Origin of the sequence: Oceanospirillum beijerinckii DSM 7166, assembly GCF_000422425.1 — a bacterium.
Taxonomy (GTDB): domain Bacteria; phylum Pseudomonadota; class Gammaproteobacteria; order Pseudomonadales; family Halomonadaceae; genus Oceanospirillum; species Oceanospirillum beijerinckii.
The window spans coordinates 56,633-72,171 of sequence record NZ_AULT01000027.1; the positions used below are offsets into that span (position 1 = coordinate 56,633).

Annotated in this window: 12 protein-coding genes; 1 reads left to right on the forward strand and 11 read right to left on the reverse strand. The window is 48.0% G+C overall.

Annotated elements, in window-relative coordinates:
- Positions 1 to 371: 371 nt before the first annotated feature.
- The 4 genes from asd to leuC all read right to left on the reverse strand — a co-directional run bounded on the left by asd (position 372) and on the right by leuC (position 5,032).
- Positions 372 to 1,487, reverse strand: coding sequence for an aspartate-semialdehyde dehydrogenase (asd, locus tag H579_RS0108950; protein WP_028300392.1), 1,116 nt, complete (start codon positions 1,485 to 1,487; stop codon positions 372 to 374).
- A gap of 197 nt (positions 1,488 to 1,684) precedes the next feature.
- Entirely contained in the window at positions 1,685 to 2,746 is a 1,062-nt protein-coding gene (leuB, locus tag H579_RS0108955) for a 3-isopropylmalate dehydrogenase (RefSeq protein WP_028300393.1), read from the reverse strand.
- Positions 2,747 to 2,949: 203 nt separating this feature from the next.
- Complete coding sequence (gene leuD / locus H579_RS0108960; RefSeq protein WP_028300394.1) at positions 2,950 to 3,588, reverse strand: 3-isopropylmalate dehydratase small subunit; 639 nt, start codon at positions 3,586 to 3,588, stop codon at positions 2,950 to 2,952.
- 16 nt (positions 3,589 to 3,604) lie between these two features.
- Positions 3,605 to 5,032: a 3-isopropylmalate dehydratase large subunit gene (leuC, locus tag H579_RS0108965; protein WP_028300395.1), complete on the reverse strand. Its 1,428-nt coding sequence runs from the start codon at positions 5,030 to 5,032 to the stop codon at positions 3,605 to 3,607.
- A gap of 172 nt (positions 5,033 to 5,204) precedes the next feature.
- On the opposite strand from leuC, the gene H579_RS0108970 reads away from it, so the two are divergent.
- On the forward strand, positions 5,205 to 6,116 hold the full coding sequence (locus tag H579_RS0108970) for a LysR family transcriptional regulator (RefSeq protein ID WP_028300396.1): 912 nt from the start codon (positions 5,205 to 5,207) through the stop codon (positions 6,114 to 6,116).
- 57 nt (positions 6,117 to 6,173) lie between these two features.
- Here H579_RS0108970 and H579_RS0108975 read toward each other — a convergent pair whose 3' ends face one another.
- The 7 genes from H579_RS0108975 to prmB all read right to left on the reverse strand — a co-directional run bounded on the left by H579_RS0108975 (position 6,174) and on the right by prmB (position 15,397).
- On the reverse strand, positions 6,174 to 8,498 hold the full coding sequence (locus H579_RS0108975; protein WP_028300397.1) for a sensor domain-containing diguanylate cyclase: 2,325 nt from the start codon (positions 8,496 to 8,498) through the stop codon (positions 6,174 to 6,176).
- A 142-nt stretch (positions 8,499 to 8,640) separates the two neighbouring features.
- A complete protein-coding gene (gene phaC / locus H579_RS24975) occupies positions 8,641 to 10,479 on the reverse strand; it encodes a class I poly(R)-hydroxyalkanoic acid synthase (RefSeq protein WP_051227474.1) in 1,839 nt (612 codons plus the stop codon).
- A 128-nt stretch (positions 10,480 to 10,607) separates the two neighbouring features.
- The gene (locus tag H579_RS24980) at positions 10,608 to 10,988 is read right to left on the reverse strand and encodes a phasin family protein (protein ID WP_036565856.1); all 381 of its coding nucleotides are present in this window, start codon (positions 10,986 to 10,988) and stop codon (positions 10,608 to 10,610) included.
- A gap of 387 nt (positions 10,989 to 11,375) precedes the next feature.
- Entirely contained in the window at positions 11,376 to 11,618 is a 243-nt protein-coding gene (locus H579_RS24985; RefSeq protein WP_036565858.1) for a DUF6489 family protein, read from the reverse strand.
- A 108-nt stretch (positions 11,619 to 11,726) separates the two neighbouring features.
- Positions 11,727 to 12,902: an MFS transporter gene (locus H579_RS0108995; protein ID WP_028300398.1), complete on the reverse strand. Its 1,176-nt coding sequence runs from the start codon at positions 12,900 to 12,902 to the stop codon at positions 11,727 to 11,729.
- 278 nt (positions 12,903 to 13,180) lie between these two features.
- Positions 13,181 to 14,278 carry a chorismate synthase gene (gene aroC / locus H579_RS0109000; RefSeq protein WP_028300399.1) on the reverse strand — a complete coding sequence of 366 codons (1,098 nt, stop codon included), beginning with the start codon at positions 14,276 to 14,278 and terminating at the stop codon, positions 13,181 to 13,183.
- 177 nt (positions 14,279 to 14,455) lie between these two features.
- Positions 14,456 to 15,397, reverse strand: a complete 942-nt coding sequence (gene prmB / locus H579_RS0109005) for a 50S ribosomal protein L3 N(5)-glutamine methyltransferase (protein ID WP_036565879.1) — start codon at positions 15,395 to 15,397, stop codon at positions 14,456 to 14,458.
- Between the last annotated feature and the right edge of the window lie 142 nt (positions 15,398 to 15,539).

The following is a 15,539-nucleotide window of genomic DNA, read 5'->3' on the forward strand; positions in this document are numbered from 1 at the left end:
CTGTCCCGAACCTGTATGCAGCACGGCCCACCGAAACCTAAGCCATCATAATACTTTGTTTCAGCTGATACTTTTCTGAGTGTAACTTGTATCAATATTTCAGCAATTTGTACACATCAGCAGGGAGTTAATCCAGCTTTTTTCCGGGTTTAGGTCATTCTTTTTGCTAAGATTTTTCGCACTTACACCTATGCTAATAGCTTAACCTGCAAAGAACAGGCCAGTAAAAAAACGCTATTTAGAGCCCAAATTCCGGTAATTTAACGCCAACTGCAACAATATTATTTTGCTCAAGGATGACTTTTGCCATAAAACGGAAAAAGCCTGCCGAATGGGCAGGCTTTTCTCTGTCATAGAAAATTAATGTGAAATTAATCGTCTAACAGGATACGCAACATGCGACGTAGAGGTTCGGCAGCACCCCACAGCAGCTGATCACCAACGCTAAAGGCGTTCAGGTATTCATCGCCCAGGTTCATCTTACGCAGACGCCCCACAGGCACACTCAGAGTACCGGTGACTTTAACCGGGCTCAACTCAGAAGCGGTGATGTCACGCTCATTTGGAATCACTTTCACCCAGTCGTTTGCTTCAGCGATAATCGCCTCCACTTCATCCATCGGCACATTTTTCTTCAGCTTAATGGTAAACGCCTGGCTGTGGCAACGCATCGCACCGATACGTACACAAGTACCATCAATTGGAATCGGGCTATCGCCCAGACCCAGAATCTTGTTGGTTTCTGCAAAAGCTTTCCACTCTTCACGGCTCTGACCGTTATCAAGCTTGGTATCGATCCAAGGAATCAAAGAGCCGGCCAGAGGTACGCCAAAGTTATCAACCGGCATCTGCTCACTGCGAATAGTCTCTGCGACAAGACGATCTACTTCCAGAATGGCAGAACCCGCATCCAGCTTATCCGCTACTGCTGAGTTGATAATACCCATCTGAGCAATCAACTCTTTCATATGACGGGCACCACCACCAGAAGCCGCCTGGTAAGTCATGGAAGTCATCCACTCCACCAGATCATTCTGGAACAAACCACCCAGACCCATCAGCATCAGAGATACGGTACAGTTACCACCCACATAGGTTTTAACACCCTTGGCCAGACCATCCTTAATCACATTCATGTTAACCGGATCCAGCACTATGATGGCATCATCGTCCATACGCAGCGAAGATGCCGCATCAATCCAGTAACCATTCCAACCGCTTTCACGCAGCTTAGGATAAACCGCCTTGGTGTAATCGCCGCCCTGACAGGTGATGATGATATCCATCGCCTTCAGTTCTTCGATATCCGTTGCGTCCTTCAGTGCAGGGGCTTCTTTACCAAAGTCCGGTGCCGCCTGTCCTGCCTGAGAGGTTGTAAAAAAGATCGGTTCGATATGATTAAAATCACCTTCGTCCTGCATACGCTTCATCAATACGGAGCCTACCATGCCCCGCCAGCCAACAAGACCTACACGTTTTTGAGCCATCTTTTCACCTATATGGTCATTAAACATCACCCACCCCAGGCAATACCAAATGCCGTCAGGGGTTAGGCTAAATCAAGAGACTGCCCAGCAGCCTCTCAGAGTTTTCTAACGTTATTTATCAGGAATCTGCAACGCTTTTCAAGCAGAAAAACGCCTATCAGATATAAGTCCGGCAATGATTGCACAAGCTAAATAGCTTACAGGGCTGCAACAACCGCATCCCCCATCTCTTCAGTAGATACCAGAGTACAACCTTCAGACATGATATCGCCAGTACGCAGACCTTGATCCAGCACTTTCTGTACCGCAGCTTCGATACGATCCGCTGCCGCACTTTCATCCAGAGAGTAACGCAGCATCATAGCCACAGACAGGATAGTCGCCAGTGGGTTCGCTTTACCCTGACCTGCGATATCGGGTGCAGAACCGTGACATGGTTCGTACATACCCTTGCCATCTTTATCCAGAGAAGCAGAAGGCAGCATACCGATAGAACCGGTCAGCATCGCCGCAGCATCAGACAGGATATCACCGAACATATTGCCGGTTACTACAACATCAAACTGCTTAGGCGCACGCACCAGCTGCATCGCAGCGTTGTCGACCAGCATATGGCTCAGCTCAACATCAGGATATTCCTTTGCCAGCTCTTCCATCACTTCTTTCCACAGTACGGTGACTTCCAGTACGTTGGATTTATCAACGGAACACAGACGCTTGCCACGTTTTTGCGCGGCTTCAAACGCCTGACGACCAATACGACGAATCTCAGACTCGTTGTATACGTAAGTGTTGTAACCTTCACGCTCGCCATTTTCCAGCGTGCGGATGCCCCGTGGTTGACCGAAGTAGATACCACCGGTCAGTTCACGTACGATCAGAATATCCAGACCAGAAACTACTTCAGGCTTAAGGGTAGATGCTTCTGCCAGCTGTGGGTACAGAATCGCCGGACGGAAGTTAGCAAACAGTTCCAGCTCAGAGCGCAGACCCAGCAGACCTTTCTCTGGACGGCTTTCCATTGGGTTACCGTCCCACTTAGGACCACCTACCGCACCCAGCAGGATTGCATCGGCAGAACGAGCCTTGTTCAGCGTTTCTTCTGGCAGAGGGTTACCCGTCGCATCTACCGCAGAACCACCTACCAGCGCGCTATCGATTTCGATATCCAGATTCAGAGTGCCTAAAACTTTTACTGCTTCAGTCACAATCTCAGGACCAATACCGTCACCCGGCAGTACCAATACATTATTAGTCATTGCTTATATCCTTGTTTCTCGCAGTCGAGATACGCCCAACTACGGCTTGCATTTTTAAATGGCTCAGCGCCTGAAACACACAATCTCAGGCACTTTATAATCGTTATATTTGCGCAGTCGCTGTCGTTTAAACAACCAAATCAATTACAAACGACAGACTCTTCAAACAAGAGCCTAACAACTAGCTCTTAACTAAACCGCTCTTAGTTAAACAACCAAGGCGCCTTCTGCTTACGTTTCTCTTCATAAGCACGGATCTGATCGGCATCTTCCAGAGTCAGACCGATATCGTCCAGGCCATTTAAGAGGCAGTGGCGACGGAAATCATCCACATCAAACGCGATAGTACGACCGCCAGGAGTGCGGATCTCTTTAGCTTCCAGATCTACGACCAGACGATACCCTTCTTCCGCTTCAACCTCTTTAAACAGGCTATCTACAGTGTCTTCGTCCAGAATGATCGGCAGAATACCGTTCTTAAAACAGTTGTTGTAGAAGATATCTGCAAAGCTTGGAGCGATCACGCAACGGAAACCGTAATCCAGCAGCGCCCATGGCGCGTGCTCACGGGAAGAACCGCAACCGAAGTTCTGACGTGCCAGCAGGACAGAAGCGCCCTGGTAACGGGATTGGTTCAGTACAAAGTCTTCGTTCAGAGGACGTCCTGTGCAATCCTGATCCGGCTTACCTTCGTCCAGGTAACGCAGCTCATCAAACAGATTAGGACCAAAGCCTGAACGCTTAATGGATTTCAGGAACTGCTTTGGAATGATCATGTCGGTGTCGACATTGGCTCGATCCATAGGCGCAGTCAAGCCGTCTAATTGTGTAAACTTGTCCATTTTAACCTCCGGCTTCTTAGGCTGTTTCTACTTCACGTACGTCAACAAAATGACCTGCAATCGCGGCGGCGGCGGCCATCCCCGGACTCACCAGGTGTGTGCGACCACCAAAGCCCTGACGGCCTTCAAAATTACGGTTAGAGGTTGAGGCACAATGCTCACCGGCACCTAACTTATCCGCATTCATCGCCAGACACATGGAACAACCCGGCTCGCGCCATTCAAAACCGGCCTCAGTAAAGATCTTATCCAGACCTTCCTCTTCTGCCTGCTGCTTCACCAGACCAGAACCCGGTACAACCAACGCCTGAATAATGTTGTTTGCAACCTTCTTACCTTTTGCTACCGCAGCAGCTTCGCGCAGATCTTCGATACGGGAATTGGTACAAGAACCGATAAACACACGGTCCAGTTTAATATCAGTGATCGCCTGACCAGCGGTTAAGCCCATATATTCCAGAGCACGAGCGTAAGCCTTCTGCTGATTTTCATCAGACTGATCCGCAGGATTCGGGACTACTGCGTTGACAGGAACAACCATCTCTGGCGAGTTACCCCAGGTTACCTGTGGTGCGATCTCACTACCTTCCAGCTCAACCACGGTATCAAATACCGCATCGGCATCAGAGTGTAGTTCGCTCCAGGCCGCAACTGCTTGCTCCCACTGATCTTCTGTCGGGGCAAATGGACGACCTTTTACGTAATCGATAGTCGTTTGGTCAACAGCAACCAGACCCACACGGGCACCGGCTTCAATCGCCATATTACAGATGGTCATACGCGCTTCCATGGACAGGCTCTGAATCGCCTCACCACCAAACTCGATCGCATAACCTGTGCCGCCCGCAGTACCGATCTTACCGATAACAGCCAGTACCACGTCTTTACCGGTCACACCCGCACCCAGCTGGCCGTTTACCTTAACCAGCATGTTTTTCATTTTGCGCTGGATCAGACACTGAGTGGCCATGACATGTTCCACCTCAGAAGTACCGATACCGTGGGCCAGTGCACCAAACGCACCGTGAGTAGCGGTGTGAGAATCGCCACATACCACAGTCATACCCGGCAGAGTCGCGCCCTGCTCCGGGCCTACGACGTGCACAATACCCTGACGGATATCGTTGATCTTAAATTCGGTCACACCGAACTCATCACAGTTATCATCCAGCGTCACAACCTGGATCTTAGATACAGGATCTTCGATACCTTCGTTACCGGCCTTGCGCTCTTCAACGGTCGTCGGCACGTTGTGGTCAGGAGTCGCCAGGTTAGCATTGACACGCCACAAACCACGACCCGCCAGCTTCAGGCCTTCAAACGCCTGAGGAGAGGTTACTTCATGTAATAACTGACGGTCGATATAGATCAAAGACGTACCGTCATCGCGCTCTTGTACCAAGTGGTCATCCCACAATTTGTCGTACAGGGTTTTGCCTGCCATGGTTAACTCCTCATCATTTTTCTGATCGCCTCTATGGGCGTTGAAAACAGTTTAGGGCTTGCGTTACGATAAAACAAATTCATATTTTTTATTGATTGGATTCCAAATAGCTATAGAAAACATCAAACAAGTTTTCTCTTTTATAAAGAGAACATTAGTGAGGTAACGAACGATGGATACACAATCATTACAGGCATTTATAAGCGTTGCAGAAACCGGCTCATTTTCCCGTGCCGCTGAAATACTGCACCTGACACAACCGGCCGTATCCAAGCGTATCGCCAACCTGGAATCCCAACTGGATTGCCGCCTGTTTGATCGCATTGGTCGACAAACCCACATGACGGAAGCCGGTCAGGCGTTGATGCCAAGGGCAAGAAAGGTATTAGTAGAACTGGAAGATACCCGACGCCTGCTGAACAATATCAACGGCGCGATTGCAGGTTCACTGGTATTAGGCACCAGCCACCATATTGGACTGCACCGTCTGCCACCGGTACTTAAAGCGTTTACCTCAAGCTTCCCTCAGGTCAAACTGGATATGCGCTTTTTGGATTCTGAACAGGCTTACGAAGGTATAGTGCAGGGTGAATTAGAGTTAGCCGTGGTTACTCTATCGCCAAAACATATCGCCCTGCAGCAACATACAGCTCCGACACAGTATTCTACTAACTTAACCGTAGTCCCGATTTGGAACGATAGGCTCAGGGTTGTTGCTGCTAAAGACCACCCCATTACGCAGCTGAAAGAGATAGAGCTTAAAACCCTGACTCAGTACGATGCTGTATTACCGGGTTTTCAGACTTTTACCCGAGGTATTGTGGCCACCGCTTTTGCCAAACAGAATTTGGACCTACAGGTCGCCCTATCGACCAACTATATGGAGACATTAAAGATGATGGTATCTATTGGCCTGGGCTGGAGCGTACTACCAGAAACTTTAATTGATGACACCATGCAGGTGATCCACCTACCCGAGATCGACCTGACCCGGCCACTGGGTTATCTCTACCACCAGGAAAGAACACTATCCAATGCAAGCCAGCAACTGATCAAACTACTGGAACAACATAAAGATCTTTAAAACCAAAACGACAAAAGCCACACAAACAACACAATGGCAAAAATGAAAACTGAAGGACTAGAACTCAGCAACCTCACTCACATTTACTGCCGCCAATACCGAACGACCTTTGCCAGAGTGTTTTACCTGATACATGGCTTTATCGGCCTGATCAATCAGACTCACCTCACTCTGAGCATGATCTGGGTAGACTGCCACACCGATGCTACCCCCAACAGAAATATCGATACCATCAATAGAAATCGGATCACCAATCAGATGATTCAGACGCTCCGCTACATGCAGAGCCATCTCACCGCTTTCCACCTCACGCAGCAATACCAGGAATTCATCACCGCCGACACGAGCCACCGCATCATGCTTTTTAATTGCGCCAGATAGCTTTTTCGCCAGAGCAATCAACAACTTATCACCCAACAAGTGACCATAGGTGTCATTGACTGGTTTAAAGCCATCCAGATCAATAAACAATACCGCAAACTTTTTCTGTTCTTTCTCGAACATCGCGATAGTTTTACGAACTTCTGAGGTAAAGAGAATACGATTTGGCAGTTTAGTCAGCGGGTCATGCAGCGCCTGGAAGCGCATATTCTCCAGCTCTTTCTTCTGCTCCGTTATATCGCTCATAACACAGATAAACTGGGTAATCTCATCATGCAAGCCTCGAATTGCCGACATATGTGCACGCTGAATATAAATCTCACCATCCTTCCGACGATTGGTCATCTCTCCTTCCCACTCGCCGTCATCCAGCAACTCACTCCACATCTGCTGATAAAAATCAGCACCGTGATAGCCAGAAGATAATAGTGACGCATTACGCCCTTGCACCTCTTCCGACTCGTATCCAGTAACCTCAGTAAAGGCCGGGTTAACCAGGCTAATCATACCCTTAGCGTCAGTCACCATCATCGGCTCACGGGAGTGACGGAAAACCGCTTTAGAGATCTGTGCCTCGTAGCGGGTTTCCTGCTCAGAGGAGATATCACGGAACAACACCTGAGTCGCCGACTCACCCTCGAAATAGATCCCCGCACCGGATACCTCAGCTAAAAACGGAGTACCATCGTAACGCATCAGCTTCTCTTCGATAAACGGCATGGTGCCATCACCATAAAAGTCACGCATACGCAGCAGCACAGTCTCTTTCGATTCTTCGTGTACAAACTCCATCACATCCCGACCAATCAACAGACCAGGAGACTCAACGCCCAATAGGTTCTGTGCAGCCTGATTAACCAATAGAATCTTCCCCTTACGATGTATAATTACCGCTTCCGGAGAAAGATCAAACAGAGATTTGTAGCGAGTTTCACTTTCGGCAAATTGCTCCAGCAACCTGGATGCCATACTAATTGCGGTAAAGCGGCTATTTAGTAGTAGAAGCAGCACCAGAGTAATCAGCAAACTGATCAACCCTGAAGCCAGCATTGAACCCTCGTCATAAACACGCTCAGCGACTGCCAGTTCACTACCCGGCAGTGGTGTAATACGAATGGTCAGTACCTGTCCACCCAATGTAAGTACAGAGTTGAGCACACGATTGCCTGGCACAGACTGGTGACTCACCGTTTGTGGGCTGGAGTCAAATACAGGAGCCGTACCGGCACGACTGTCATACAACTGCAAACGCAGGCCCGCAGGAGCTTCAGCCATGACCTTCTGCGCAATACGGGTCATAGAAAAACCCAATGTTGCCCACCCCTTAAACAGGCCATCTGTCTCCGCCATCAAAGAGATATCCGGGTGCCACTCACTATCATAAACAGGCAGCAGCAATAGGTAATCTACCGAGTGCGATTCGGTAGGCAACAATGAGATAGGAGGAGTTAAGGTAGCAAGACCCGTTTCACGCGCCAATAACGCAGCAGTACGGCGGTGATTCTCTACCGAAATATCAAAGCCACGCACCTTGGCAGATACGGATTCAGGTGCCAGATAAAGCACCACCATATACTCCTCCCTGACACCCTCAGGGAAAATATGGAAACCTGGAAAACGTTGCTGGCGCTTGGCAAGATAGGGATCTAGCTGAAAATCAAAGACACTTTCAGTATAAGTTAAACCAATAATACCCAGAGCGCTGTAGTCCAGATCCAAGGAATTTACAAACTGACTCCAGCTGGCAGGAGGGAGGTCATTATGACCCAATACGACACCACGGGCAGAACGCAGCAGCATTGGAAAAGGTTTGATTTTCTCATGCAGCAGATCTGAGGCCTGCTCGGCGGTATTCTGAAACTGAGCAGTGATATCATCATTTTTTTGCCGAGCCACATCGGCACTGTATATAAAAGACACATACAGCAATAAACCGAGCACAAGCAGGGTAAAAAAAACATTTAGCCCTTTGTTAGCACCGACAAAAAACTTATCTTCCATAACCACCCGATAACATTTGATACCACTGACTTTGCCTGCACAAATTTAGGTATCAATAATACCACTTAAAACAAAAAAGCCCACTACAAGAGTGGGCTTTGAGCACGCTGATACCCATCAGCGCTCAATCGAACTGTAAAGCTTAACTGGCAACCGCTACATCTTCACGCAGTACTTCTGCAATGGTCTTTGATGCATAGCTACCCGGAGCAGGCTCAATCACAGACAGCTTGCCTTTACCTGGCTCACGTGCCACTACCATACCTTTAGCATCAGCATAACCGTTAGCTGTCACCCACTCCTGCCAGTTAGGCCACCAGGAGCCTGGATGCTTCTCTGCACCCGCGAACCACTCATCAGGTGTTGCTGGCAGCTTGTCATTCGTCCAGTAACCGTATTTCTCTTTGGTTGGTGGATTCACAACGCCCGCAATATGACCTGAGCCCGCCAGTACAAACTTAACCGGACCTGAATGCGCCTGAGCTCCGCTGTAAGTTGATGTCCACTTGGCAATATGATCCTGAATGGTTGAAACAAAGTATACAGGCGTTTCAATCTTAGTCAGATCGATCTTAGTACCGTTCAACTCAACCTTACCCTGAATCAGATTATTTTCCAGGTACATATTACGCAGGTAGAACTTATGCATCGCTGCCGGCATATTCGTACTGTCAGTATTCCAGTACAGCAGATCAAACGCCGCCGGACGCTCACCTTTCAGGTAGTTGTTGATGAAAAATGACCAGAACAGATCATTTTCACGCAGCAGGTTGAAGCTGAAGGACATCGCTCGGCCATCCAGATAACCATCGCGATCCAGCTGCTTTTCAATACCTTTATACGTCGCTTCATTCAGGAAAACACCGATCTCACCGGGATCAGTAAAGTCCTGCAAAGTCGCCATATAAGTCGCCGACTTCACACGCTTATCGTTGTTCGCAGCCATATAGGCCAGCGTAGAAGCAGTCAGCGTACCACCGATACAGTAAGAGATAATGTTCACTTCTTTCTGACCGGTCGCTTGTTCAATGGCATCAATTGCAGCCAGAGGACCTTCCAGCATGTAATCTTCGAAGCCCTTGTTACGCAGAGAAGGACCAGGGTTCACCCAAGAGATGATAAATACAGTGTGACCCTGATCAACCATCCACTTCACCATAGAATTGCTAGGACGCAGATCCAGGATGTAATACTTATTGATCCATGGTGGAACAATCAGTAGTGGAGTCTTATAGGTTTTTGGCGTCGTTGGCTTGTACTGGATCAGCTGCATCAGGTCATTTTGGAAGACCACATCACCCGGTGTGCTGCCGACGTTCTCACCCAGAGTGAATGCCTGCTTATCAGTCATACTGACACTCAAGCCGTCACGACTGGACTTCAGGTCTTCAACCAGCTGCTCCATACCCTGAATCAGGTTGCGACCTTTGGTCTCAACCGTACGGCGCAGTACTTCAGGATTGGTCGCCACAAAGTTGGTTGGACTCATTGCATTGACAAACTGACGCGCATGGAAATCAACCGTCTGACGAGCTTCATCGCTCAGACCTTCAACATTGTGCACCGTATTAAAAATGCTACGGGCAAACAGCAGGTAAGACTGTTTAATAAAATCAAACAGTGCATTTTCAGCCCACTCTGAATCATTAAAGCGGCGATCGTCTTTTGCAGGCTCTATCACGGGCTCGACAGTTTCACCTAACAGCTGGCGAGTGACGTTCTGCCACAGCTGAATCTGACTTTTCCACAGATTCATCTGTTCTTCATAAACCGCCATTGGGTTTGTAGAGATCTGCTCGGCCATTTTCTGAAAAGATTCAGAAACATCAAATAAAATAGATAGAGATGGGTCGCTCATGCCCTGACGGGACATCAGCTGCTCAATCAGCTGCTGATACTGGGTATTGGCTTTAGTGACAATATCTGTCAGCTCAGCTGGATCGTAAAAGAAATTCGTAGAATCGGTAGTCTGTTCGCTCATGAGCGTACCTCACTCGGGCCTTTTATCTGGCCTCGGATTTCCCTGGTGTCTTTCGACAAGCACTGAACAGTAAAAATAAGGCAATAAAAAAGGCCACTGTTAGTCAGCAGCCTTCTCATGTACCTGAATTAAGAAGCTTTGCTAGCAGGGCGCTTGTCAGCTTTTGCTTCTTCAGCACCGGTACGTGCCTCTTCAACGATCTTTTCAACTTCTTGTTTGAATTCCATGGACATGTCAGCCATGCTTTTCGCATCTTCCAATACTTTCTTGCTCAGAGTGCTCATCAGCTCAGCTTGTGCAGCCGTGAAGTCACGTACAGACTCAGCATCTTTAACTTCAGTCGCGTTTTTCATCTGATTAACGCCCATTTTGCTGTAAGACTTCAGAGCTTCAATCTGAAAATCCGTCATCTTTTCCATGTTCTCAACCATCAGCGCGTTCAATTTGCGCATTGGAGCGTACATGTTTTTAGTCTGATCAGCGAAAGCGTTCATGATTTTTTCTTGCATGGTGAATCCCCTAAAAATTCTTAGATTATCGACTTAAGTGATTGTATATTCTGCCAAATGTCAAAATGATTACACCAATAGGTCAATCATGTTGCACTGCATTATTCCAAAACTCTTGATACAGCTATTATTTATTGCTCAACAATGCCTGTGTTGCTCAACAGTGCCTGGCAAGCTGGTTACTTAGCTATCAATTGTATTCAACCTGATATTGCATCCTGCACACAGATAACAGGCCAGATTTCCTTGTCGCTTCCTTATCTAAATTTTGCATTCCGTTTTATCAATCATCTCATCCCGATAAAGTGAGTCATCGCACACTTCCAGCAATATCAAAGCCCTTCTGAATCCCGGGCTCTGAATATACTATGAATTATCGGGTTGCTATTACTTCTGCTGCGTATAGCTATTCAGCATCTGCATCATCAACTTCTGATAAGTTTCAACAGAATCGAAACTCTGGCTGACAAAAGGCTTCATCAACGTCAGAGGGTCATAACCTTCAACCCCTTCTTCCATCTGCTGACGAATCTTTAGCATTAGTTCTTCCTGAAACTTCTCCACATCGGGCCACCCCATCGCTTTACGAAATTCTTCAGGGGTCATATCGACTTCGATGTTCACCTTCATGGAACTCTCCTTATATGGCTCAGCCATCTCTGAAACAAATGTAACCCTTAGTAGCACTTTTTTGCAACTGCACAATGAGAGTATGCGCGACTAAAAAAGACCATCCGGTCATTTAGCTGCAACCCAAGCACTGCGCTGGGTATACAGTGATAAGAATAAAATCAGGGCAGCGATACCAGAAGTAACACTTGCTACCTGAAAGCTGACTTCGGCCGAAAAATACTGCCAAATCAAACCGCTACCCCATGCCCCCAGCGCCCCACCTATACCAAACCCGACACTCGTGTACGCGGCTTGTCCCTGCCCTGAATGACAGGCTGGAAACAGTCTTCGAACCAGGTCAATACTGGCAGCATGAAAACTGCCAAAGGTGGCCGCATGTAGACACTGTAACAGTAACATTACATAGAATGAATCAGGATACAAACCTGTAAACCACCAACGCACACTCGCTAACAGCAAACTGACCAATAAGATAATTTCGGCATTAACCCTTTTGAGCAGTTTATGCATTAGCAGAAACAGTAAAACCTCAGCAAATACCCCCAGAGCCCAAAGCAAACCAATTACGGTTCGGCTATAGCCGTATTGTTCCATAAAAATGGAAAAAAAAGTGTAATAAGGTCCATGGGAAGCCTGCATCAACAAAACAGCCAGCAAAAAGCAGACAATATGCGGCTTAATCAACCAACTGATAACACCTTGCTCAGGTTTAGTTTTTTGTGCACTGAGTTGATCTGTCTTTATAACACCAGTAACAGCAAAGCTGACAATAGCCATCGCAAGCATAATCAACAGAATCGCCGCAGGTAATGTGCTAACTGGCACATAATCCAGCCACCAGCCTAATCCGGCAACCGCCAGAATAAAGCCGACAGAGCCCCATAAGCGAATCTGACTGTAACGTTCTTCCTGCCCTTTAAGAGCTCTAAGGGTAATCACTTCGTATTGCGGTAAGATGGCATTCCAAAAAAAACTGTATAACGCCATTACAGCAACCATCAACCAGAACTGATCAGCCCAAAATACCCCCACAAAACAGACAGGCGTTAGTACAGCACCCAACTGCATCACTCGTTCATAGCGACCCGATCTGTCCGCCCAGTAACTCCAAATATTTGGCGCAATCAGCTTGGTAGCAATAAACAGCGCCATCAGGCTACCAATCTGCTCGGCATTAAAGCCTAATGACTGTAGATATAAGCCCCAGTAAGGATTTGTCGCTCCCAGAATAGCAAAATAGAAGAAGTAGACTGAAGAAAGCTGCCAATAAGGTATCGACATAAAAGACTCGTTAAAACAGAAGAGAGAAGAGATACCAGCAATACGATTGCCGCTAAATTCTTTGATAGCTCGCCTGGGTCAGATGAACACCGTCCGATACTGACCTGAATACCGGATTATTGTCGGAAGGCGCCTGCGGCTTTTCCAACCTACAGAGGCGTATCAGGATTGGTATAACAAAAATGCCCCGACAAAGCAGGGCATTTCGATACAGCTTTTTGAGCCACTTAAACAAATGGACTCATCCGTCACTGCACTATACCTCGGCAGAGGCCATATTAAGCTTGAGCGGGCACTATGGGCGTTGGCATTTCAACATCACCACACTGACCACGATGACGCAGGTAATGATCCAACAGAGTGATCGCCATCATCGCTTCAGCAATCGGCGTAGCACGAATCCCCACACAAGGGTCGTGACGACCTTTGGTCACCACCTCAACCGGCTCACCTGCCACATTAATACCACGACCCGGCAGGTGCAGACTGGAGGTCGGCTTCAGGGCAATATGGGCGATAATATCCTGCCCGGTAGAAACACCGCCTAAGATCCCCCCGGCATTATTAGACAAAAAGCCTTCTGGCGTGATCTCATCTCGATGCTCGGTACCTTTTTGCTCAATTGAGTCGAAACCGGCACCAATCTCAACACCTTTCACGGCATTAATGCTCATCAGCGCATGAGCCAGCTCCGCATCCAGACGGTCAAAGATTGGCTCACCCAGACCCGGTTGTACATGACGAGCCACCACAGTTACTTTGGCACCAACGGAGTTACCCTCTTTACGCAGAGCATCCATATAGCTTTCCATCTCAGCGATCTTATCCGCATCCGGGCAGAAGAAAGGATTGGTATCGATCAAATCCCAATCTACTTTTTCTACCTTGATAGGGCCCAGCTGAGACAGATAGCCACGAACTTCAATACCCAGACGATCTTTCAGATACTTCTTAGCAATCGCCCCCGCTGCGACACGCATTGCCGTTTCACGCGCAGAGGAGCGGCCACCACCGCGATAATCACGAAAGCCATATTTCTGATTCCAACTGTAATCCGCATGAGCAGGGCGATATTGCTGAGCAATATTGGAATAATCTTTCGAACGCTGATCGGTATTTTCGATCAGAAGGCCAATGGCCGTACCTGTGGTTTTGCCTTCAAACACACCGGACAAAATTTTAACCTGATCCGGCTCACGGCGTTGCGTAGTGTGACGGGAAGTCCCCGGCTTACGCCGATCCAGATCAATCTGCAGATCCTCTTCTGTGATCTCCAGGCCCGGAGGACACCCATCTACAATCGCGCCCAACGCAGGACCATGACTTTCACCAAATGTCGTTACGGTAAACAGCTTACCAAAGGTATTGCCAGACATAATCTCTCTCTTGCATCGCAGCCTTAAGGCCACGTCGTTATGATTCTTTGTTTCATAGGCCAATTGATCAACGACTGAGGTAAGTTAACAGCAATCAGTCGCCAACTCGAAAAAAGCTCTAACATACAAAACGGCTCATACAATAAACCGCTTGCTTAAACCCGTGCACAGTAGCACTTAACCAGAAGTCACTTCAGCTGCAAACAGCTCAGCATGCTCACGTAGCTGGTCAGCCGTCAGCATAAAGACCCCCTGACCGCCGTTTTCAAACTCCAGCCACATAAAGGGTACTTCAGGGAAGGCATCCTGCAGAGCAAACTCACTGTTACCCACTTCACAGATCAGGACACCATCATTGGTTAGGTAATTTGGTGCATCACGCAGAATTCGACGGGTAATATCCAAACCATCCAAACCTGAACCTAAACCCAGAGCCGGTTCATGGCTAAACTCCTGCGGCATCGCCGTCAGGTCTTCATCATCCACATACGGAGGATTGGTCACAATCAGATCGTAACCATCTTTTGGCAGATCATTGAACAGATCAGACTGGTAGATACTTACCTGATCCTCCAGATAATGACGCTCTACATTGCTTTGCGCAACGGATAGCGCGCCTTCGGAGATATCGGCCAGATCAACCTTGGCATAAGGAAAAGCGTACGCTGTCGCAATACCGATACAACCGCTGCCGGTGCATAGATCCAGTATGCGCATTGGCTCATCGGTCAACCAAGGTTCAAACCGGTTCTGAATCAGCTCAGCAATGGGAGAGCGAGGTACCAGTACGCGGTGATCCACATGAAAAGGCAGACCGGCAAACCAGGCCTCACCCAGCAGATATGCCAGTGGCACACGATCCAGGCAACGTTTCTCCACATGGCTTAAGACAATAACGGCCTCATCATGGGTAATACGCGCATCCAGCATGGATGGATCAAAATCCCACGGCAAGTGTAAACTGCCAAGCACCAGATGAACCGCTTCATCCCAGGCATTATCGGTGCCGTGACCAAAAAACAGCTTATGATGATTAAACTGCGAATGGGTCCAACGAATATAATCTTTAATGGTATGCAACTGCTGAGCGACTTCCGCTAACGCTTTACTCTGTGGCACAACACCGTCTCCAAACATGCAAATAGAAATAGCGATCCTTCCACCAACCTTAAGCCTCTGGAATTCCGCTCACTAAGTGTACCCCAGCTATGCTTAGCTATAAACCAGACTTGCGTCCCCCATTGCTTCTGGTAAGGTTGCC

What these genes read in the sequence shown, in the direction of transcription:
- asd (WP_028300392.1), bottom strand. Translation starts at nt 1,487, where the DNA reads ATGGCTCAAAAACGTGTAGGTCTTGTTGGCTGGCGGGGCATGGTAGGC.
- leuB (WP_028300393.1), bottom strand. Translation starts at nt 2,746, where the DNA reads ATGACTAATAATGTATTGGTACTGCCGGGTGACGGTATTGGTCCTGAG.
- leuD (WP_028300394.1), bottom strand. Translation starts at nt 3,588, where the DNA reads ATGGACAAGTTTACACAATTAGACGGCTTGACTGCGCCTATGGATCGA.
- leuC (WP_028300395.1), bottom strand. Translation starts at nt 5,032, where the DNA reads ATGGCAGGCAAAACCCTGTACGACAAATTGTGGGATGACCACTTGGTA.
- H579_RS0108970 (WP_028300396.1), top strand. Translation starts at nt 5,205, where the DNA reads ATGGATACACAATCATTACAGGCATTTATAAGCGTTGCAGAAACCGGC.
- H579_RS0108975 (WP_028300397.1), bottom strand. Translation starts at nt 8,498, where the DNA reads ATGGAAGATAAGTTTTTTGTCGGTGCTAACAAAGGGCTAAATGTTTTT.
- phaC (WP_051227474.1), bottom strand. Translation starts at nt 10,479, where the DNA reads ATGAGCGAACAGACTACCGATTCTACGAATTTCTTTTACGATCCAGCT.
- H579_RS24980 (WP_036565856.1), bottom strand. Translation starts at nt 10,988, where the DNA reads ATGCAAGAAAAAATCATGAACGCTTTCGCTGATCAGACTAAAAACATG.
- H579_RS24985 (WP_036565858.1), bottom strand. Translation starts at nt 11,618, where the DNA reads ATGAAGGTGAACATCGAAGTCGATATGACCCCTGAAGAATTTCGTAAA.
- H579_RS0108995 (WP_028300398.1), bottom strand. Translation starts at nt 12,902, where the DNA reads ATGTCGATACCTTATTGGCAGCTTTCTTCAGTCTACTTCTTCTATTTT.
- aroC (WP_028300399.1), bottom strand. Translation starts at nt 14,278, where the DNA reads ATGTCTGGCAATACCTTTGGTAAGCTGTTTACCGTAACGACATTTGGT.